We start from the raw sequence: 20,402 nt of genomic DNA, 5'->3' as shown, positions 1-20,402 counted from the left end.
CCTGAGAATTAACCCGACTTTAAAATCATTACACGGGAAATGAAGGTATGAGTAACGTGAACACCTTACTAGTAAGTTAGCATAAATTCTTAGAATCTTAATGCTAGCGTCATTAAGATGTAATAAATAGGACAATTGTCCGAAGAGCGGCGTTAATGTTTCAATATCATTTTTCAAGCTACCTTGTTGATCAATTACTCACTTTTGCAGGGAGTCGTTTTCAACAAGCCAAAAAAGAAGTGCTGATCCATCAAGATCAACCACTTTCCAAACTCGTATTAGTGAGAAGTGGTACCGTTTCGTTTAGTTACGATGTCGGTAATGGTCGCCGCCTTTTGCTCGGTCAACTTGACTGTAATAATACATTAATTGGTGAGATTGAAGCTCTTAACAACCTCCCTTGTATCTACACAGTTACGTGTTTCAGTGATGTTAGTTACAATCTCATTGAGCTTAAACATTGGCGCGCACTACTTTTAGAAAAACCAGAACTGAGTTTATACACAGCACAAACAATAGCCGCTAAGTTTCAAGAGAACCAAAAAATCAACCTAGACAAATTGCTATTACCCTTAAGCTATAATATTGCTAAAGATTGTTTATTAAGAGCTGAAAATAATAACCCGACACTGCTTAGAGCCTACCCAACAGTGAATGCCGAAGCAGAACGTTTTGCCACCACCGAACGTGCCTATCGACGTGTTGTGACTGAGCTTGTAGAAAAGGGCTTAGTAAAACGCAGCAATCAAGGTTTACAAGTGGTCGACATAGACAAACTGAGTGATTACGTAGACAGTTTTTCGCAGTTGTGAGTGTAAGATAACTACACTCACATAATTATTTAGCTCAAATTTACTTTTTGAGAAGTAAATCGTGGATATTGGCTAAATCCGATTTACCTTCAATAATTTCATCAGGTGTTAAGCCTGAAAGCTCGTGAGGGAACACCAGCCACTCGTCAGACTCATGAATATAATAATCTGGCACCATGTCTACCTTTGAGTTTTTAGGCTTGTAGTAGGGGCAAGCAACGCGAATATCGCGTGGTAAGTTTAAGCGCATTAATTCAGATAACTTTTCTTTTAATGCAAAAATACTGCGGCCAGAATCAAAAACATCATCCACAATAAGCAAAGAGTCACCCGCATTTGCATTTTCAATAATATAATGCAGGCCGTGTACTTTAATTTCTTTCGATTGCTGATTGATACCGTAATACGATGATGTACGAACAGCAATGTGGTCTGTCTCTATGCCTTTGTAATCATAGTATTCTTGTACTGCAATACCAATTGGAGCGCCACCACGCCAAATACCAATGATGAAATCAGGACGAAAACCATCGTCATAAACTTGTGCCGCAACACGAAATGAATCTTCGAGAAGCTGCTGCGCAGTGATATAGCACTTATCTGACATAAATAGAAACCCCAGTGTGAATTGATCATCCAAGTGTAGTTAATGAAATATAAACTAACCACTTGATGAGAAAATGTGGGGCGAGATTTTATACTATATTGTGCGAAAAATCTTGTATCCGTTTGTAAAATTACCAAAAACGAAAAAACGCCCATAATCGGGCGTTTTTACTTATTTAGTTAGCAAACTGGTTATTACGCTTTCTCTAATAACGTTCTTGCTACTGTGCGCATCCCTTGGGTTGTTGCACCTGCAGCCCACTCGCTTGTGCTACCCATATTAAATGCTGCTGCAAGGTCAATATGAACCCACCCCTTGCCATCATTTGGCACAAAGCGAGATAAGAAACCAGCCGCATTCGATGCACCACCATAGCCACCGCCTTTTTGTGGGCGGCTGTTTGCTGTATCAGCATATGGTGAAGGGCAATTTTGTTGATGCCACTTCTCAAGCGGTAATGGCCAAGCGCCTTCCATTTCTTGCTCTGCAAAGTCTTGCACTTCACGGACAAACTCTTTATCAAGGCCAAATAGTGCGTTGTACTCTTGACCAACAGCCACCAGTGCAGCACCGGTTAGCGTTGCCGCATCAATAATTAATGGCGCACCGGTTTCACCCGCAGCCATTAAGCCATCAGCAAGCACTAGACGGCCTTCGGCATCGGTATTAACAATTTCAACTGTGGTGCCATTTTTATAGGTAAGAATATCACCTAGTTTGTATGCATGGCCTGAAATTAAGTTTTCAGCACAACATAGGAATAATTTAATGCGCTTATTAACGCCACGGTTAATCGCAAGTGCTAAACCAGCCGTTACGGTTGCTGCACCGCCCATGTCACACTTCATGCCTAGCATGCCTTCACTTGGCTTAATAGAGTAACCGCCAGAATCAAATGTAATGCCTTTACCAACAAGCGCAGCGGCCACTGGCGCCGTTTCGTCACCCGTAGGGTTATAGTCTAGCTCAAGTAGTACAGGTGGGCGCTCACTACCACGACCAACCGCATGAATACCAATCCATTGCTGCTCAAGTAATGCATCCCCTTTAATAATTTGATAGCTAACATGCTCAGGCGCTAATGACTGAATAAACTCAGCCGCTTTACCAGCAAGGCTTTCAGGGAAAATATCATCAGCGGTCCCATTGATCATTTGACGAGCCCAAGTCGCTGCTTGCGTTAAAGAAGCCAGCTCTTTGCTGTCTGTTTTTGCATTCTCGGCAAATTCAACTGCGTCTAAATTCTTTGGTGAAACAAAGCCTTGGTAAAAAGCCCACTGTGTTTCTGTGCACCAAACATCACCCGTTAGCGCAATATTTTTTAAACCTTGATTCGCTAACGTACGCGCTGCTTTCTGAACGTTTTTAAGTGTATCTTGTTCAGTTAAATGAATAGTTGCGCCTTGTTCAGTAAAAGAAAGAGAGGCTTTATCACCCCAATGTGCGGCAGCAGCCTGCTCGCTTAGTTGAACTAAAAATTTTTCCGACATGTTAGAATACTCTTTTTGCGCTAAAAATTGTTCACTGAGTTTACTACAGGCTACGTCAGTTCCCAACCGCTTGCGATAAATAACGCCTTAAATGACAACGAAGGTGCACTCTGCTTGGTTATTCACTTACAATATAGAAAAGCTCAAATAAAAACAAAATAATGAAATTTAATCCTCCATTACAATCAGCCACTTTATTAAAGCGCTATAAGCGATTTTTAGCTGATTTAGTCACGCAAGATAATCAACAATTTACAGCACACTGCGCCAATACAGGCAAAATGACAGGCTGTGCCGAGCCAGGTTTTAACGCGTTTTACTCAACCAGTGATAACCCAAAACGTAAATACCCGCAATCGTTACAACTCACCCAAAATCAACATGGGCATTTAATTTGTGTTAATACTGCAGTTGCTAATCAAGTCGTTCAAGAAGCTCTCGAAAATCATCTTATCAAGCAGCTTGATGGCTACGATACACTGCAAGCTGAAGTGAAATACGGTCAAGAGAATAGCCGCATCGATTTTTTATTAACGGCTGAAAACGCCGCTCATTGCTATGTTGAGGTTAAGTCAGTGACCTTGCTATCAGAAGAAAAGCCAGAAACTGGCCAAGGTTACTTTCCCGATGCTAAAACAGTGCGAGGACAAAAACACCTGCGCGAGTTAATAGAAATGGTGCAACAGGGGCACCGAGCTGTTTTGCTTTTTGCTGTATTACATCAAGGAATTAATACAGTCAGTGGCGCATCACATATAGATGCTAAATACAGCGAACTATTAGTACACGCCGTTGACTGTGGTGTAGAAGTATATGCTTATAAAGCAGAGATTTCAGCCAGTCACATTGTACTGGCTGAAGAAGTGCCGTTTATTGCTTAGTCATTGAGATATCAATTTCATCGATCAGATTTTGTTCTATATCTGCTTCTTTGTAGTATAACGGTCTGAGTTTTGCTGTTTGAGAATAATAACGGCTTTGATCATCAAAGTGCTCTGAACGTGAATCAGAGCTCTGTGACATGGTTAATAATCCTTTAGCAACCGGTCCATCCTCAGTAAAATTCATCACAAACATCCAGCTTGAACCATAGTTCACAGGGTAGCCTTGCGCTGATAAATTTGACGCTAAAGGTTGGCCTGTAACTGCATCCGGTAATGTTTGATAATCAGCATAAGGTATCAGAGTAGAGCGTGTTAAATTACTTCTATCGTATCTGAAAACATTAAAGCCTCCCTCAACATGCATCGGCCCAGCCCATGGAAGCTGCTCACCTGAAGCATGCCCTCCGGCCAGTGATTTTTCTACGAACTGAAGCTCAGCTAAAGTACTTGTTAATGGCACCCCATTCGCCTGCACATTTAACATAGCGTGCGCCAGTGCTTTTAATGCAACTTTATCTTGGCGTAGAGTATGAGGCGTATTAGCCGGGTCTGTAACATCAAAGTTGTTATATAAGTGTGCTGAAGGATTAAATAGATGCGCAAACTCACGGATCAATGCAGCACCTTCTGTATCTAAGTTCATAGCACCATTCCAGTTAGCAACGATATCGCAGGCAGGACTGATATCCACGTCAATACCCGCTGAAACTTGCACCGGTGTATTTCCTTGGGCAATACATTGTGAGGCTAAATCGGTAAACACCAGTTCACCTAAGTAGATGCGATTGCCAATTAATGCCTGTTCTAATTCATCAAGTGTAAATTTACCGTCTTCTCCCCCGCCTTCTTGCAATAACTTCAGACCCATTCTTGTTCTTAGTGATAAAGGCTTATGTACATCACCATACTGAGCAGCAAAACCAAGTAAAGGCTGTTTTAAGTTTGTCACCCAATAACTATCATTCGAGTTTTGTACATAGTCTGTCCGCGTAAGCTGGGGTGCTTCAGAAAAAGGCACCTTACCTTGGCTTTCAAAGAGCTTCATGTTGCCAGGCACCAAATCAAAGCCCGTTGATTCCCTCAAAGCAACGAGCTCAGGCTGCAAACGAATTGCTAGGTTAGCAGTGTCATCTAATTTAAGCACTGTGCTGTCATCAACGTAAAAAACAGTGCCCGTTTTATCTGTTGCCATCGTATTGTTGAACGACACCCCATCAAACTGAGCGAATGACGCTTTCATATCATCAAGACTCACGGCTTGGTTGAGTGCTGACCACTGCGCTACAACATCCATATTAAATTCATTGGCATCTTTTATGGTAAATGCTTGAGTGTCATTCCAGCCTAACCCTCTTTCAGCAGGCGTTTCTAGCATCAAACCATGGTGGCTGTAATAAAATGGTTTTGTAAGCTCAATCGTTGTGTTTGGCCCCACAGCAACCTCCACCGTTATCATTTTACTGGTAATAGTGTGTTGCTCACCCTCAACACCATAACTCATGCGGTCATTTTCATTTAATGCGAGCTGATAAATTAAAAAGTGACGTGCCGTCGAGAAGGTGTGCGTCCAGGCCACATGTTCATTAAAACCTATATTAATAACGCCAGGCATGCCTTGCAGGCTCCCACCCATCACATTCATGGCACCAGGGACTGTTAAGTGTGACTGCCAAAAACGCAAATTTCCTTCATGAGGAAAATGTGGATTTGCTAATAATCCGCCCTGACCGTTGGCCATCATGTCTTTACCCAGCCCCCAGCCATTTGAGCCTAAGTGCTCAAACTTCTTCTCTAACTTAAATTGCTTTGCTTGCTGATTTATATTTTTAACAAGGCTCGAAACGGCACTCGGTTCACTACCACTTGGCACAGGCAAATACTCATCACCATCACCTGGGTTTGCAAAAAATGCTAATTCTAAAAAGTTAGCTGAGCTTGCAAGTTGCACTGTCGCCATTGAATAAGCCAGCATATCTTGAGCCGTTAAGCTAATCACCCAAGGCTGAGATGCACATTCAGGCGCTAAATTTTCAGCCCCCGTATCAGTCACATATTTATTGAAGCCCTGCACAAACCCTTCAAAATGAGCACGACTTGTTTCATCTAATTCAGCATAATGTTCCGCCGCATACTCATTTACACCTAGTGCTTTATAACCAAAATCAGAGATTAAGTGTTTTGAATCGCCACTCCCCGCAACTTGATCAGGGCCATAGTATTTAGCACGCTCGCCGCGGGTTTTAATTATTTGATCCATTAATAAACACGCATGATCTTTTGCATAAGCATAGCCACTGCCAAATGCCAAGCTTTCAAGGTTTGATGCTGTAATATGTGGGACGCCATAACTTGTCCAACGAATATTGGCATCAAGCGTCTTGTTATCTGCAAAAGTAGGTATTGCGACCTTTACAACATCTTCAGGTTCGGGTGTTGTCGTAACGGGGGGCTCAACGGTTTTATTATCGTTATCTGAGTTACAACCTACAGCAAGAAATGCGGCTGCAATGCTGAACATTATTGGATGAAGTTTCATTGTGCTTCCTTTATTATGAGTATTATATCCATCAACCAGCTTGCCTTAATTAAAAGACTAAATCTTGACCCTCCACGCAAAATATTGACTTTGCGCGCCTAGTCATGCAGCTTAACTGTTGCTAATAATAATAAAAAATGAACGACTATGTTTTATGTCAATAGCCAAATCATTCGCTCCTTGGTCTATTTCTTACAAAAACAAGGGCTTGAAAAAGAACAGCTGCATGCATTACTTGCTGAGCGCCGCTGTTATCTCAATGAAACTAGCTACCGATTTCCTGTATCAGATTACGAATCGTTAATGCATTATGCTGACACCCAGCTTAAGCAAGAGCATATAGGCCTTTTGTTTGGTCAATCACTCAAAGCACAAAACTGGGGGCTATTGGGGCATGTCGCCTTGGTGAGTCAAAATCTTGAGAAAGCGCTGCAGCATGCGCAAAGATTAAATTCACTGGTAAGAAACATTGGTCGAATAGAGCTGAGAAAAGTGCAGCAGCAATGCCAACTGAGCTGGCATGCACGAAGCCCAATACGACATTACATGGTCGATGAACTGTTTAGTAGTTGGTTATCGTTTGCAAACCACTGCTGCCAGCAGAACGCTGAACTTGCGCTTGAAAAAGTAACCCTTACCAGACCCATTCCGAGCACTGCGAGTGTGCACATTTATCAGCATACTTTTAACTGCCCTATCGAATTTGGTGCCAAATCCAACAGCCTTATTTTTAATGAAAAACTACTTAATAGCCGTTTACACTCGCCAAACCCAGAGCTTGAACAACTCTTGTTATCGCAAGCGGGAGATTTAACGCCGTATGCAGATCATATTAATGAATTAAATGCCTTTATTGCCTGCCAATTCCCTGTTATTCCAAGTGTTGAGCAAGCCGCATTACAATTAGGCTTAAAGAAACGCAGCTTGCAGCGCTACCTCACTGGGCAGCAACTAAGCTTCACAAAGTTAATTGATCAGCAAAGAAAACAACACGCAAAACGCATGTTACTGCAAGGCTATTCAGTGCTTGAGATCAGCAATAAACTGGGATTTTCAGAGCAGAGTGCTTTACAACGCGCATTTAAACGCTGGTACGACACAACCCCCAAAAAGTTTCTCAATGAACACATGTTTTAAGTTGTAATATGATTTTTTGCCCATATAACTTAGCAAATTAAAAATTGCACGGGCCGTGTAAACGAATAAAACCGCCCATTCTTATTTTTAAAGTCGATAAGTTGGGGCATACAGGATTAATTAAAAATAAATTTGCCTCAAACAGAAGATTCTGCTATTTATAGCCGCCGGCTAATGCTGGGCAAAATATTAAGGATTTAGGAGAAAGTTATGCCAGACCAGAAAAGACTAGGGTTATTGGCTCAGGCCGGGTTAGAGCCGTATCAGGAACAGCCGGGTGAAGAGTATATGAATGATGCACAACGTGCTCATTTTAAAACAATTTTAGAAGCTTGGCGTAACGATTTACGTAACGAAGTAGACCGTACTAAATCGCACATGCAAGATGAAGCAGCTAACTTTCCAGATCCAGTAGACCGTGCAGCACAAGAAGAAGAGTTCTCTTTAGAGCTTCGCACTCGTGACCGCGAACGTAAACTGATCAAGAAAATTGAAAAAACAATTCAATTAATCAAAGATGATGACTTTGGTTATTGTGAATCATGTGGTATCGAAATTGGTATCCGCCGCTTAGAAGCGCGTCCAACAGCTGATTTATGTGTTGACTGTAAAACGCTTGCGGAAATTAAAGAAAAACAATCAGGACGCGGTTAATTACATACATTAATTAACCTATGTCTACCACAGCCGTTAATGCGCCTATGCGCACATACAGGGGCCGTTTTGCGCCATCACCTTCTGGGCCATTGCACTTTGGCTCATTAATAGCGGCTGTGGGCAGCTTCCTTGATGCAAAATCAAATCAAGGTAAGTGGCTAGTCAGAATAGAAGACATTGACACAACCCGTGTTGTACCCGGCGCAAGCGATGACATATTACGCACTCTAGAAGCGTATGGGCTGCACTGGGACGAAGGCGTTATCTACCAAACTAAACGCCATACTGAATACCAAGCCGTTGTTGACGCACTCATTACAAAGAACCTTGTCTACGCCTGTCATTGCACCCGTAAAGAAATCAAAGCAATGGGCGGAATATACCAAGGGTATTGCAAATCAAAACATCACCCATTAAACGATTCTGCACTGCGCTTAACTCAGCAATTTGCGACGAGTGAATATCATGACCTTATTCAAGGTCAGGTGAATATTGACAGCCGACTTGCTAAAGAAGACTACCTTATAAAACGAAGTGATGGCTTATTTGCTTATCAGCTGGTTGTCGTCGTCGATGATATTGCACAAGGAATAAGCCACGTGGTGCGTGGAGCCGATTTACTCGAGCCAACAGCAAGACAACTCAGCTTATTTAAGCAACTAGGGCAACCAGCACCTAACTACGCGCATCTACCATTGGCTGTTGCAAAGCCCGGTTTTAAATTATCAAAACAAAACTACGCACCGGCCATATCAAAACGAGCGCCAAAACCAGCATTATTTGATGCGTTTCGTTTTTTAGGTTTAAACCCAGAGCCTGCTCTATTGTCTTCAACAGTCGAAGAAATGCTTAATTGGGCAATCTCAGCCTACCGTATTGAAAACATCCCAACAGCGCTAGAAATACAAGTTAGTGAGAATCCACACGCCACTTTTTGTGATTTTCAAGTCATTACAAAATAAATTGCCAATTTTAAAGGCAGAGTAACTTAATTTTTGAGCCACGCTGGTATATGATAGCGACCCAAAGTGTGCGAATCATTAACACCATACTGTAGCGTCATATAAAACACACATTTACTGACTCAATCTCATATCGACGAAGTGAAAAAACACACGCTATACTTGATGAGTCGCAAAGTCCGCGTCGTAGGAGACAGATTATTATTTCCAAGCTTTTTCAATTTTGTCGGCAAATTATCGGCCCAAATGCCTCGACTTCAACAAATGCCGCACAAACGAGCGAGTTACCTTTGGTGATCGAGCGCAGTGAACATGGTATTTCACGCAAACAATTTAGCCCAAATGCAATCAAAGTATTATACCGCCTCAAAGAAGGTGGCTACGATGCTTACTTAGTCGGTGGTTGTATTCGAGATATATTGTTAGGCCAACAACCTAAAGACTTTGACGTAGTTACAAATGCGACGCCAGAACAAATCAAAAAACTATTTCGTAACTGTCGCCTAATTGGTCGTCGCTTTCGTTTAGCGCACATTGTGTTTGGCCGTGAAATAATTGAAGTTGCTACGATGCGCGGCCATCATGAAGCCGACGAAGAAAAAAACCACGTTAGCCAATCAAGCGAACATGGGCAACTGCTGCGAGATAATGTGTACGGTAGTATTGAAGAAGACGCCGAGCGTCGAGATTTCTCAATTAATGCGCTGTATTATTCAATTAATGATTTTTGCATCTATGACTACGCCAACGGTATTAGTGCAATAAAAGCCAAACAGGTTGAATTAATTGGCGATCCAGAAACCCGCTACCGTGAAGACCCTGTACGTATGCTGCGTGCAGTCCGTTTTGCAACAAAGTTAGGCATGACCATTGCGCCTTCGACAGAAAAGCCAATGAAAGAGCTTGCAAGCTTATTAGACCACATTCCTCCTGCACGTCTATTTGAAGAGTCACTCAAGCTGTTTTTAAATGGTAAAGCAGAAGAAAACTATATCATGTTGCGTCAGTATGGCCTTTTCAAAGCCCTATTCCCTGCCCTTGATAAAATTTTGAATGCTAACCCAGATGGACTCGAGAACGCATTTATTCTGCAAATGTTTAAAAACACAGATAAACGTATCAATGCAGAGAAAAAAGTAACCCCTGCGTTTATATTCGCTGCACTATTGTGGTTCCCGTTATTAGACATCGCTAAAAAATTACAGCAACGTGACCAACTTTCTGAGTTTGATGCATTTGCACAAGCGATGAATAAGGTACTCAGTGAAAGCGCACAACATATTGCCGTACCTAAACGGTTCACTTTAGGCGCTAGAGATATCTGGCATATTCAACAACGCCTTGATAAACGCGGTGGCCAACGCGCATACCGGTTAACGCAACAGCCTCGTTTTAAAGCTGCCTACGACTTTTTACTATTACGTGTTCAAGCTGGTGAGCAGCAACATCAAGAACTTGCTACGTGGTGGACGGCGTATTTAAGCCAAGATATAAATGGCCAAAAAGAGATGGTTAAGGCACTTGGCCATCAAGGTGGTCCTAAACGCCGCCGTCGACCTCGTAAGAAAAAAGCAGAATAAACATGAACATAGTGTATTTAGGGTTAGGCGCAAATTTAAATGCGCCACGTACACAAATTCGTAATGCTATTGCAGCATTACAAGGGCTACCAGAAATTGAGCTGGTTTGCGTATCGCATGATTACGCAAGTAAGCCAATGGGGCCACAAGATCAACCCGACTATGTCAATGCGGTTGCGTGTATTAAAACGGCTCTGCAACCAGAGCAACTACTCGATTTAACCCAAGCAGTAGAACGTGATCATGGCCGTGTACGTAAAGAAGAACGTTGGGGACCTCGCACCCTTGATATTGATATTCTATTATTTGGTGACCAAGTGATCGACACGCCTCGCCTCACCGTGCCTCATTATGGCCTCGTTGAGAGAGAGTTTGTTGTTTATCCTTTATTAGAGATAGCCCCTTCTCTTGTTTTACCGAATAACCAATCACTTGCTGATATAACAAAAACGTTGCCTTTAAACGATTTACAAAAACTCCCTCAGCAGTAATCAACCTAGGCGAAGCCTTAGAGGAAATTATGTCTAAAATCACCGTTTCAACTCTTAATAAAATGAAACACGAAAAACAAAAAATTACCGCGCTTACAGCTTACGATGCCAGCTTTGCAAAATTGTTTCATGATAATGGCGTCGAAGTGATTTTAGTCGGTGACTCACTGGGCATGGTTTTACAAGGTGGTGATGACACATTAGCAGTAACGAACAGCGAAATTGCTTACCATACACGGTGTGTCCGCGCCGGTAGCCGCGAGCTATTCATCATCGCTGACTTACCTTTTATGACCTACTCAAACCCTGCCGATGCGTGTAAAAATGCAGCCGAGTTAATGCGTGCTGGCGCCAACATGATCAAACTTGAAGGTGGCGAGTGGTTACACGACAGCATCCGCGCAATGACGCAACAAGGTATACCTGTGTGTGGTCATTTAGGTTTAACACCTCAGTCTGTGCACGTATTTGGCGGCTTTAAAATTCAAGGCCGCGAACAATCACAAGCTGATAAAATGCTTAGCGATGCTAAAGCGCTTGAAGCTGCAGGTGCACAATTATTGGTATTAGAGTGTATTCCTAGTGAATTGGCTAAGCGTATTACCGATGAATTAACTATCCCGACAATCGGAATTGGTGCTGGCAATCAAACCGACGGACAAATTTTAGTTATGCACGACCTCGTCGGCATTTCAGCTGGTTATATCCCTAAGTTTTCAAAAAACTTTTTACTTGAAACAGGGAATATGCCAGCAGCCGTGCAAAAGTATTGTGAAGATGTAAAAAGTGGTGCTTTCCCAAGTACCGAACATGAGTTTAAATAATGCAATCAATCACTGAAATAAAATCGTTACGTAGTCAAATCAAAGCTTGGCGTCAAGCTGGACTTAGCATTGCACTCGTCCCAACCATGGGCAACTTGCACCAAGGGCATTTTTCATTAGTTGAAAAAGCAAAAACGTTAGCCGATAAAGTCGTCGTCAGTATTTTTGTTAATCCTATGCAATTTGGCGCCAATGAGGATCTCGACAACTACCCGCGCACGCTCAACGAAGATAAACAAGGCCTAGCAGAACTTGAAACTGACATCGTGTTTACGCCGTCAGTTGAAACCATCTATCCAAATGGCCTTGGTGAACAAAGCTTTGTTGATGTACCTGGCGTGTCGATGGGTTATTGTGGTGGTTCACGTCCCGGCCATTTTAAAGGTGTCGCTACCGTTGTGACTAAGTTATTCAATCTTGTGCAACCTGACTTTGCCTGTTTTGGTGAAAAAGATTTTCAGCAACTGCAAGTGATTAAAACCATGACACGCGATCTCTCTATCCCTGTCGAGATTGTCGGTGTACCTACGTGCCGTGAAATATCAGGCCTTGCTATGAGCTCACGTAATGGCTATTTGTCTGATGAGCAAAAAGACACCGCAAAAGCATTATTTGCAACCCTTAACGAGACGGCTGAGCAGCTAAAACAAGGCCAAACGGATTTCGCTGAATTAGAAGCTAAAGCCAAAGCCACGCTTGAAGCCGCAGGCCTAAAACCTGATTATTACTCGATTGCCGAGCGATCAACGCTAAAAGCTGCATCAGCAGCGGATAAACAACTGGTTATTTTAGCCGCAGCCTTCTTAGGATCGGTTCGTTTAATTGATAATTTGCAAGTTACGCTGGATTAAGTTTCAACAATCTGGGTAAGATGGATTTAAAAGAATAGCCATAAACTAGGGATAAGCATGAAAAAATTACCAGCTCTTGCAGCATCATTGTTTGCATTCACCTTGTTAGCAGCTTGCTCAAGCAAGATTGATAACCCAGAAATGCAACAATGTGCCCAACAAAACTATCAATGCGAAGCCAGCTGCGAACAGCAAAGCACCGCAGATGGCTTAGTTCATAAAGTCTGTAGTAACAAGTGCATCGAAGCTTACAATCAATGTAAAGCGAATGCAGAAAAGTTAGGCGAAGTTAAATAAATTTGCCTTTCTGAGGCACTGAATTATATCAATTTACTTAATTAAACATTCTATTTTGAGTGTTATTGCGCATTGGTATGTGTCAGTTCAGTGCCTGCACCTTCCTTCTCGATTACAATTTCACTTTTTCAATTAAGCCTCTGCTAATTTTGTTCATATTTTTGTTCATCCTTTAAGCTATTCATATTAGGGCAAGCTTTCGTTCATTAAACTTCTCCATATTGGTGACGAATTAACAACTGCTACCGTGTAATTGTTTCTCACTAATTTCAAAATTTACTCTTCGCATTTAGCTGTACCAACTCAACGTCATTGAGATTATTAGTGTTTTTTTAGGTTCACTTTTTGCTGAGAGGTATGAATGAATAAACGTGATTTACGGCTAAAGGAAAAATTAATGAAACCAGAAACCCGAACTAAGCTCTTCAGCGCTGTTAAAAAGAAGACCTTCTTGGGCGTATTATTAGCCATGAGTGCAGGCCATACTTACGCAACTGAAAACCAAACTCAGCCACAAGAAACTGAAACACAGCACACCGTTGTTGAGCAAAAGCCTGCGATGATCACAATTCCACAAGAAAAACTATTTGATGTAATCACTGCTCGCGCTAAAAAGTTAGCCTCTGAGCCGTATGTCGCACCAAAAGATTTAGAACTTGAAGCATTAACCAGCATTGGTTATCAAGATTACCGTGCTATTCGCTTTCGCCCAGATCAAGCAATCTGGAAAGATCAAAGCTTATATGAAGTGCAGTTATTTCATCCCGGCTTTTTATATAAATCACCGGTGGCAATTAATACCCTAGAGCAAAATGCCGAAGTTAAAAGCTTGCCTTTTAAAACTGATTATTATCGTTACGATGCAACCGCCGCTCCGTTGGAAGCAGAAATAAGCACTGCAATTAAGAATACTCAGTTGGGTCATGCCGGTTTTCGCCTGCATTTTCCGCTCAATAATAGCGAATACAAAGATGAAGTTGCAGTATTCCAAGGTGCCTCTTATTTTCGTTTAGTGGGCCCACACCAAGTCTATGGCCTTTCAGCCCGTGGACTTGCGGTTGATACTGCTCTTAGCTCGGGCGAAGAATTTCCCGTGTTTAAAGAATTTTGGTTAGTAAAACCAGCGCCTGAAGACACCACTATCGTGCTTTATGCACTGCTTGATAGCCCATCTGTTGCTGGAGCATATCGTTTTGAGTTAACACCTTCGACAAACACTGAAGTAAAAACTCAGATGCAAATTTTTGCCCGCAAAGATATTAAAAAACTGGGTATAGCACCACTAACAAGTATGTTTTATCACGGTGAAAACAGCACCAAGTTTTTTGATGACTACCGTCCAGAAGTACATGACTCAGACGGCCTATTAATGCAATCAGCAGAGGGTCAATGGGTATGGCGAGCACTTAACAACCCTAAAAAATTAAGTGTTACATCATTTAGTTATGATAATCCGAAGGGATTTGGCCTCGCACAACGTGACCGTGATTTTAACAATTACTTAGACACAGAGGCACATTACCATAACCGCCCGAGTATGTGGATTGAGCCAATGGGTTCATGGGGGAAAGGCCGCGTTGAGCTGGTAGAGATTCCCACAGACACAGAAACTAACGACAACATTGTTAGCTACTGGGTGCCTGAGCAAGCGATGAAAGCAGGCGATAGCTTAAGTTTCAGCTATAAGCTATCAACTTTTAATGCAACCCTTGCATCTCAGGATAAAGCGAGTGTTTTAAGAACACGCATAGGCAGTGCAGCCCTGCCTGGCGAAAAGAATCCACCACCAAAAAGTCACCGTCAATTTACTGTTGACTTCAGTGGTGAAAACATCAATCAACTGTCTGCAAATTTTGCTATGAAGGCCGATTTAACACTGTCATCAGGTGAGATTAGCGATAAAACAGTTCAGCAGTTACCGAATAATCAAGGATGGCGCGTCGCGTTTAAAGTGGCGCCAGAGGGAGATAAGCCTGTCGATATGCGCTTATCGTTAAAACTACGTGACAAAGAAATCAGCGAGGTATGGAGCTATGTCTGGTATCCAAATGACGTCCAATAGCAAAACATTAACACCAACCGCAATGCCATTTAAGAAAACTCGCGTTTGGCTATTTTCATGCCTTGCGCTAGCGATTACTGCATATGGTGTGTGGATCATGTTCGATATTTTAAATTCTAATGGCATGACACCGCTTGAGTACGCATTGCTGTTTTTATTTTCAGTGACCTTCGCGTGGATCGTAACAGCCTTTTGTAGTGGCTGTATGGGCTTTATTTTACAACTGCTGCGTATTGACCCACTGACGCTTAAACGTCAAAAGCCCATTGAAATTAACGAACATGCATTAAGCCAGACTAAAACAGCTGTCGTAATGCCAATTTATAACGAAGATACCGAGCGTGTGATCGCTGGTTTTGAAGTGAGTCTTCGATCGCTCGCTAAAACGGGCCAAATGCCGAACTTCGATTTCTATTTACTTAGTGATACACAAGATCCAGAGATTGCGCGCAATGAGCTAAAAGCATGGAATGCATTAACGGCACGTTTAGGTGACTTAGCTCAGCATACTTTTTATCGTCGTCGTGAAGATAATAAACACCGTAAAGTGGGTAACCTCACTGATTTTTGTGAACGCTGGGGAAGTCAATACGAGCACATGATTGTACTTGATGCTGACAGCATCATGACAGGAAAATGCATGCTTGAGCTAACCACAAGCATGATCAGTAATCCAAAATCAGGCCTTATTCAAACGATTCCGATTCCAGTTCGCCAAGATACTTTTTTTGGTCGATTTTTACAATTCGCCTCAATTTTATACAGCCCTATGCTGGCGACAGGTTCTGCATTTTGGCAAACCAATCAAGCAAATTACTGGGGACACAACGCAATTATTCGTGTTGAAGCCTTCACGCAATGTTGCGGTCTTCCTGTATTAAAAGGCAATGCCCCTTTTGGTGGAGAGATTTTAAGTCACGATTTTGTTGAAGCATCACTGCTACACCGTTCTGGTTGGGATGTATTATTACTCAGCGATATTGAAGGCAGCTATGAAGAAGTACCGAGCAACATTCTAGACTACGCAATTCGCGACAGACGATGGGTGCAAGGTAATATTCAGCATCTCGGTTTATTGCCAAAATCAGGTTTGAAACTGATGAGTAAAATGCACTTTTTATTTGGTGCCACAGCGTATATCTCATCACTTATTTGGTTATCTATGCTGGCATTAAGTACCTTGGATGCAGTTACGCGTGCACTGAATAGTGATGTGTATTTTAACCATGCGTACCAGCTATTTCCTACTTGGCAAATTGCTAAAACTGATTTAATTGATTCACTGCTATTTATCACTGCGGTATTACTACTTTTACCAAAACTTATGGGATTGATAGTGACTTTAGTGCATCGCAATAAAGCCTTTGGTGGCAGTGTAAAATTGATCGCAGGCTCACTCATTGAGAGCGTATTTGCTATTGTAATCGCGCCACTCATGATGGTGTTTCATAGCTACTTTGTAGTGTGTGTATTTCTTGGTAAGAAAGTTAGCTGGGATGCGCAGCCTCGTGAAGGACGCATGGTGCCGTGGCAAGAAGCGATTGGGTATACTCTATTTTCAACCATCACCGCTATTATTTGGGGTGGTGTAGCTTATTACTATACCCCGACTTTCTTTTGGTGGTTATCACCTATTTTAGTTGGACTGATTTTAGCAGCCCCGATTGTACGTTACTCAAGTAGTATAGGATTAGGCATAAAAATGCGTAAATTGGGCTTATTCTTATGCCCAAGCGAAGTGCAAAACGATGACACTCTGGCAGCACTTCGTGTGCATCAGCAAGAGATTGGTCTTCCTAAAGACGAGCACGCTAATTTTAACATTCCCGCATTACCAACCGAGACCCCAACGGTGATGCCAATCCAAAGCTTTAAAGCTAAGCCTGGCAAAAAGCGCAAACAAGTTCGCCTTGCTCAGCAACGCATTAAAGCAAAACTCTTTGCTAAAAGCTAAAACGAAAAGAACCGCTCATTGAGCGGTTCTTTTATCACTGTCTGTATTGATTGTTACAGAAGACCTAGCTTTTTAAGTTCAGCCATTGCCATCTTGCCTGAAAGCGGCACATAACCATCTTTCTCAACAATTTTTTGACCATCTACTGATAACACCATTTTTAAGAACTCTGCATCAATAGGTGCAAGTGGCTTATTAGGGTGTTTGTTAACGTATACATATAAGAAACGAGAAAGTGGGTATTTGCCCGTTGCAACGTTTTCTAATGTCGCATCAACAAAGTTATCACCTTTCTTAGCAAGTGGCACAGTACGTACACCCGATGTCTTATAACCGATACCTGAGTAACCAATCGCATTCACTGACGAAGAGATTGACTGAACAACCGATGCAGAACCTGGTTGCTCATTTACATTGTTACGGAAGTCACCTTTACACAATGCTTTTTTCTTGAAATAACCGTAAGTGCCTGATACTGAGTTACGACCATAAAGTTGGATATCTTTTGCAGCCCAATCACCTGTTAAGCCTACATCACTCCAACGATTTACTTGAGCATCAGCACCACACTTGCGAGTTGAAGAGAAAATAGCATCCACTTGGTCAATACGTAAACCTTCGATTGGGTTATCTTTATGTACAAAAACCGCTAGCGCATCAATTGCAACGCGAACTTCTGTAGGCTTGTAACCATAACGTTTCTCGAAAGCTTCAATTTCTTTAGACTTCATACGTCGGCTCATAGGGCCGAAGTTTGCAGTCCCCTCTGTCAGTGCTGGAGGCGCAGTTGAAGAACCCGCTGCTTGGATTTGGATGTTTACATTTGGGTAAAAGCGTTTATATTCTTCCGCCCAAAAGGTCATCATATTGGCAAGTGTGTCAGAGCCCACAGATGAAAAGTTACCAGAAATACCACTTGTTTTTTGGTACTCAGGCATATCTTTATCAACTGCAGCTGCTTGAGCTGATACAAATGTTGTTACAGCCACACCCATTGCGGCAACGAGATTTTTAAATTTCATAGGGGTTACTCCGATTTGTTCGTCCCATTTCCTAACTGCAGTCTACTCTAAAGACACTAGATGACAGTTAGATTACCCTAAAATGACAGTTTTATGACTTTGCATTAATTTCTAAAGAGTCTGGTAAGCGAACGACTTTATCGCTGCTAAAGGCAAACGAAAATGTCGATCCTTCACCAACTTTACTCTTAATATTCAAATGACTATCGTGACGTGTAAGTACATGTTTTGTTATCGCTAAACCTAAGCCAGAGCCACCCGTTGTGCGACTACGTGCTTTATCTACTCGATAAAAACGCTCTGTTAGGCGATTAATATGTTCGCTGGCAATACCATCACCGTTATCAGTGACACTAAACGCAGCCTGATTATTTTTAAGCTGCCAATCGACCACAATTTTACCGCCAGGCTTAGTGTAATGAATGGCGTTAAATACCAAATTAGAAAATGCACTGCGTAACTCATCCTCAGCACCTTTAATATCTAAATGGCTATCGACATTAAAAATAAGCTCATGGCCTTTATCTTGATTCAGCGATTGTGCTTCTGTGTGAATATAGGTGAGTAACTTTGGCACATTCACAGGCTTGTCGTTGTCTTGACGGCGAGCGCCTTCAATGCGAGACAATGACAAGAGTTGGTTTACTAGACTGTCCATGCGTTTGCATTGTTCGAGCATCGTTGTTTGCGCTTTATTCCACATACTTGGCGGTGGCATGTTATCGCCATCAAGCATTTCTAAATAACCAGTCACGACCGTAAGTGGTGTTCTCAATTCGTGTGATACATTGGCCACAAAGTCTTTACGCATTTGCTCTAATTGCTTTAGTCGCGTGACATCACGAACAACCATCATTAACTGCGAGCTTGCATAGGGCATGACCCTAAACTCGAGTATTTGTTCATAACTGTGACCACCATCAAGCTCCAGTGGCTCATCAAAACTGGCTTGGTGCATATACTTAGCAAATTTAGGATCACGAATAAGGTTATCGAGTCGCTGTCCATGATCCGTTGGCCATTGTAAGCCCAATACTTTAAGCGCGAGTTGATTACACCAAATAATACTCAGATCTTTTTGCAACACCACAACCGCATCAGGTACCGCCTCTGCACCATCACGAAAACGGCGAATTAAATCAGCCAGTTCATTACGCTTTTTACGATTACGATGCTGTAAATGGTAGATCCCTTCAAAAACTTGCTCCCAAGCTCCCTCACCTTCAGGTGGGTTGAAGCTACGCTGATTAAGGAGCCAATCACTAAGGCGATAGAGTTGATGATAATGCCAAATCAGTAGTGCAAAGGAGCCTAAAAATAAAAGCAAAAATGGCGCACCTACAAGCACGCCAACTAATAACAAAGGTAAGAAATACATAAACAGGCGTTTTGCTAACGCCTGTTTATTGACTACTCGATACATACACTCACTTTACCTTAAGAATGTAAATTAGCTGAATATAGTCAGCCAACGCACTTATAATTTACTTGAAAAACGATAACCTGCACCACGCACAGTTTGTACGAGCCTGTCATGTCCAAGGGGTGCTATCGCTTTACGTAAACGACGAATATGTACATCAACAGTACGGTCTTCAACGTAAACGTTTGTTCCCCATACATGATCAAGTAATTGTTCACGGCTGTAAACACGTTCAGGGTGAGTCATGAAAAAATGCAGTAGTCTAAATTCAGTAGGTCCCATATCTAATTCGCTTCCCTCAGAGGTGACACGATGTGAAATAGGGTCAAGGCGTAAACCATGTACTTCAATAGCCTCTTCGAGTGAAGTCGGCGATACACGGCGGATAACCGCTTTAATACGGGCCATTAATTCTTTTGGCGAAAATGGTTTAGTAACATAATCATCAGCACCCACTTCAAGACCGCGTACTTTATCTTCTTCTTCACCGCGGGCTGTTAGCATAATAATAGGGATTTGACGTGTATATTCGCTTTGCTTAAATTTCTTCGCAATCTGAATTCCGCTTCCACCGGGTAGCATCCAGTCTAATAAAACCATATCCGGGTATGGCTCAACCATTGCTTCAATTGCAGAATCATAATCTTCGGCTTCAATTGCTTGAAAACCATTTTGCTCTAAAACAAAAACCAGCATCTCTCTGATAGGCGCTTCGTCATCGACGACTAGTACTTTACGTGACATTCCAATTTATCTCTTTCGTTAGCGAACTGGTTTCATTATTATGACTAAGTATGACATTTTTATGAAAGT

At 42.1% G+C, this 20,402-nt stretch carries 18 protein-coding genes; 12 read left to right on the top strand and 6 right to left on the bottom strand.

Annotation, left to right across the window (positions count from 1 at the left end):
- The first annotated feature begins 155 nt into the window (after window positions 1-155).
- Entirely contained in the window at window positions 156-812 is a 657-nt protein-coding gene (locus BM378_RS07105) for a Crp/Fnr family transcriptional regulator (protein ID WP_036970695.1), read from the top strand.
- A 40-nt stretch (window positions 813-852) separates the two neighbouring features.
- On the opposite strand, the gene BM378_RS07100 is transcribed toward BM378_RS07105, so the two are convergent.
- Window positions 853-1,419: a phosphoribosyltransferase gene (locus tag BM378_RS07100; RefSeq protein WP_036970696.1), complete on the bottom strand. Its 567-nt coding sequence runs from the start codon at window positions 1,417-1,419 to the stop codon at window positions 853-855.
- A 194-nt stretch (window positions 1,420-1,613) separates the two neighbouring features.
- Window positions 1,614-2,909 carry an aminopeptidase PepB gene (gene pepB, locus BM378_RS07095; protein WP_036971743.1) on the bottom strand — a complete coding sequence of 432 codons (1,296 nt, stop codon included), beginning with the start codon at window positions 2,907-2,909 and terminating at the stop codon, window positions 1,614-1,616.
- Window positions 2,910-3,070: 161 nt separating this feature from the next.
- Between pepB and sfsA the strand changes: the two genes are divergently transcribed.
- Window positions 3,071-3,790: a DNA/RNA nuclease SfsA gene (gene sfsA, locus BM378_RS07090; protein WP_074988886.1), complete on the top strand. Its 720-nt coding sequence runs from the start codon at window positions 3,071-3,073 to the stop codon at window positions 3,788-3,790.
- Here the strand turns inward: sfsA and BM378_RS07085 are convergent.
- Entirely contained in the window at window positions 3,780-6,329 is a 2,550-nt protein-coding gene (locus BM378_RS07085; RefSeq protein WP_074988885.1) for a penicillin acylase family protein, read from the bottom strand. The two genes, sfsA and BM378_RS07085, sit on opposite strands and share 11 nt — an antisense overlap.
- 147 nt (window positions 6,330-6,476) lie before the next feature.
- Here BM378_RS07085 and BM378_RS07080 point away from each other — a divergent pair, with 147 nt between their 5' ends.
- The 10 genes from BM378_RS07080 (at window position 6,477) to mdoH (ending at window position 17,144) form a co-directional block, all read left to right on the top strand.
- Complete coding sequence (locus tag BM378_RS07080) at window positions 6,477-7,466, top strand: AraC family transcriptional regulator (protein ID WP_036970703.1); 990 nt, start codon at window positions 6,477-6,479, stop codon at window positions 7,464-7,466.
- 210 nt (window positions 7,467-7,676) lie between these two features.
- Window positions 7,677-8,120 carry an RNA polymerase-binding protein DksA gene (gene dksA / locus BM378_RS07075; RefSeq protein WP_036970706.1) on the top strand — a complete coding sequence of 148 codons (444 nt, stop codon included), beginning with the start codon at window positions 7,677-7,679 and terminating at the stop codon, window positions 8,118-8,120.
- Window positions 8,121-8,140: 20 nt separating this feature from the next.
- Entirely contained in the window at window positions 8,141-9,085 is a 945-nt protein-coding gene (gene gluQRS / locus BM378_RS07070) for a tRNA glutamyl-Q(34) synthetase GluQRS (protein WP_074988884.1), read from the top strand.
- Window positions 9,086-9,378: 293 nt separating this feature from the next.
- Window positions 9,379-10,665 carry a polynucleotide adenylyltransferase PcnB gene (pcnB, locus tag BM378_RS07065; RefSeq protein WP_083422885.1) on the top strand — a complete coding sequence of 429 codons (1,287 nt, stop codon included), beginning with the start codon at window positions 9,379-9,381 and terminating at the stop codon, window positions 10,663-10,665.
- A 2-nt stretch (window positions 10,666-10,667) separates the two neighbouring features.
- Window positions 10,668-11,156, top strand: coding sequence for a 2-amino-4-hydroxy-6-hydroxymethyldihydropteridine diphosphokinase (gene folK / locus BM378_RS07060; protein WP_036970716.1), 489 nt, complete (start codon window positions 10,668-10,670; stop codon window positions 11,154-11,156).
- Window positions 11,157-11,185: 29 nt separating this feature from the next.
- A complete protein-coding gene (gene panB, locus BM378_RS07055) occupies window positions 11,186-11,980 on the top strand; it encodes a 3-methyl-2-oxobutanoate hydroxymethyltransferase (RefSeq protein WP_036970718.1) in 795 nt (264 codons plus the stop codon).
- The gene (gene panC, locus BM378_RS07050; protein WP_074988882.1) at window positions 11,980-12,831 is read left to right on the top strand and encodes a pantoate--beta-alanine ligase; all 852 of its coding nucleotides are present in this window, start codon (window positions 11,980-11,982) and stop codon (window positions 12,829-12,831) included. The genes panB and panC overlap by 1 nt, the downstream gene beginning before the upstream one ends.
- Window positions 12,832-12,888: 57 nt before the next feature.
- A complete protein-coding gene (locus BM378_RS07045; protein ID WP_065978048.1) occupies window positions 12,889-13,128 on the top strand; it encodes a hypothetical protein in 240 nt (79 codons plus the stop codon).
- A gap of 397 nt (window positions 13,129-13,525) precedes the next feature.
- Window positions 13,526-15,190, top strand: a complete 1,665-nt coding sequence (locus tag BM378_RS07040; protein ID WP_074988881.1) for an OpgD/OpgG family glucan biosynthesis protein — start codon at window positions 13,526-13,528, stop codon at window positions 15,188-15,190.
- Window positions 15,162-17,144, top strand: coding sequence for a glucans biosynthesis glucosyltransferase MdoH (gene mdoH / locus BM378_RS07035; protein ID WP_036970731.1), 1,983 nt, complete (start codon window positions 15,162-15,164; stop codon window positions 17,142-17,144). Before BM378_RS07040 ends, mdoH begins: the two co-directional genes overlap by 29 nt.
- A 53-nt stretch (window positions 17,145-17,197) precedes the next feature.
- On the opposite strand, the gene BM378_RS07030 is transcribed toward mdoH, so the two are convergent.
- The 3 genes from BM378_RS07030 to phoB form a co-directional block, all read right to left on the bottom strand.
- A complete protein-coding gene (locus BM378_RS07030; RefSeq protein WP_036970734.1) occupies window positions 17,198-18,166 on the bottom strand; it encodes a PstS family phosphate ABC transporter substrate-binding protein in 969 nt (322 codons plus the stop codon).
- Window positions 18,167-18,257: 91 nt separating this feature from the next.
- On the bottom strand, window positions 18,258-19,589 hold the full coding sequence (gene phoR, locus BM378_RS07025) for a phosphate regulon sensor histidine kinase PhoR (protein WP_036970737.1): 1,332 nt from the start codon (window positions 19,587-19,589) through the stop codon (window positions 18,258-18,260).
- A 54-nt stretch (window positions 19,590-19,643) separates the two neighbouring features.
- Window positions 19,644-20,333 (bottom strand): phosphate regulon transcriptional regulator PhoB, encoded by a 690-nt coding sequence (phoB, locus tag BM378_RS07020; protein ID WP_036970740.1) that lies wholly within the window; start codon window positions 20,331-20,333, stop codon window positions 19,644-19,646.
- Between the last annotated feature and the right edge of the window lie 69 nt (window positions 20,334-20,402).

It is taken from the genome of Pseudoalteromonas lipolytica (assembly GCF_900116435.1).
GTDB classification, from domain to species: domain Bacteria; phylum Pseudomonadota; class Gammaproteobacteria; order Enterobacterales; family Alteromonadaceae; genus Pseudoalteromonas; species Pseudoalteromonas lipolytica.
The sequence above is the reverse complement of the archived record's forward strand: the minus strand, read 5'-3'. Positions and strand labels throughout refer to the sequence as shown.

Coding starts and splice junctions, on each gene's coding strand:
- BM378_RS07105 (WP_036970695.1), top strand. CDS start 156: ATGTTTCAATATCATTTTTCAAGCTACCTTGTTGATCAATTACTCACT.
- BM378_RS07100 (WP_036970696.1), bottom strand. CDS start 1,419: ATGTCAGATAAGTGCTATATCACTGCGCAGCAGCTTCTCGAAGATTCA.
- pepB (WP_036971743.1), bottom strand. CDS start 2,909: ATGTCGGAAAAATTTTTAGTTCAACTAAGCGAGCAGGCTGCTGCCGCA.
- sfsA (WP_074988886.1), top strand. CDS start 3,071: ATGAAATTTAATCCTCCATTACAATCAGCCACTTTATTAAAGCGCTAT.
- BM378_RS07085 (WP_074988885.1), bottom strand. CDS start 6,329: ATGAAACTTCATCCAATAATGTTCAGCATTGCAGCCGCATTTCTTGCT.
- BM378_RS07080 (WP_036970703.1), top strand. CDS start 6,477: ATGTTTTATGTCAATAGCCAAATCATTCGCTCCTTGGTCTATTTCTTA.
- dksA (WP_036970706.1), top strand. CDS start 7,677: ATGCCAGACCAGAAAAGACTAGGGTTATTGGCTCAGGCCGGGTTAGAG.
- gluQRS (WP_074988884.1), top strand. CDS start 8,141: ATGTCTACCACAGCCGTTAATGCGCCTATGCGCACATACAGGGGCCGT.
- folK (WP_036970716.1), top strand. CDS start 10,668: ATGAACATAGTGTATTTAGGGTTAGGCGCAAATTTAAATGCGCCACGT.
- panB (WP_036970718.1), top strand. CDS start 11,186: ATGTCTAAAATCACCGTTTCAACTCTTAATAAAATGAAACACGAAAAA.
- panC (WP_074988882.1), top strand. CDS start 11,980: ATGCAATCAATCACTGAAATAAAATCGTTACGTAGTCAAATCAAAGCT.
- BM378_RS07045 (WP_065978048.1), top strand. CDS start 12,889: ATGAAAAAATTACCAGCTCTTGCAGCATCATTGTTTGCATTCACCTTG.
- BM378_RS07040 (WP_074988881.1), top strand. CDS start 13,526: ATGAAACCAGAAACCCGAACTAAGCTCTTCAGCGCTGTTAAAAAGAAG.
- mdoH (WP_036970731.1), top strand. CDS start 15,162: ATGTCTGGTATCCAAATGACGTCCAATAGCAAAACATTAACACCAACC.
- BM378_RS07030 (WP_036970734.1), bottom strand. CDS start 18,166: ATGAAATTTAAAAATCTCGTTGCCGCAATGGGTGTGGCTGTAACAACA.
- phoR (WP_036970737.1), bottom strand. CDS start 19,589: ATGTATCGAGTAGTCAATAAACAGGCGTTAGCAAAACGCCTGTTTATG.
- phoB (WP_036970740.1), bottom strand. CDS start 20,333: ATGTCACGTAAAGTACTAGTCGTCGATGACGAAGCGCCTATCAGAGAG.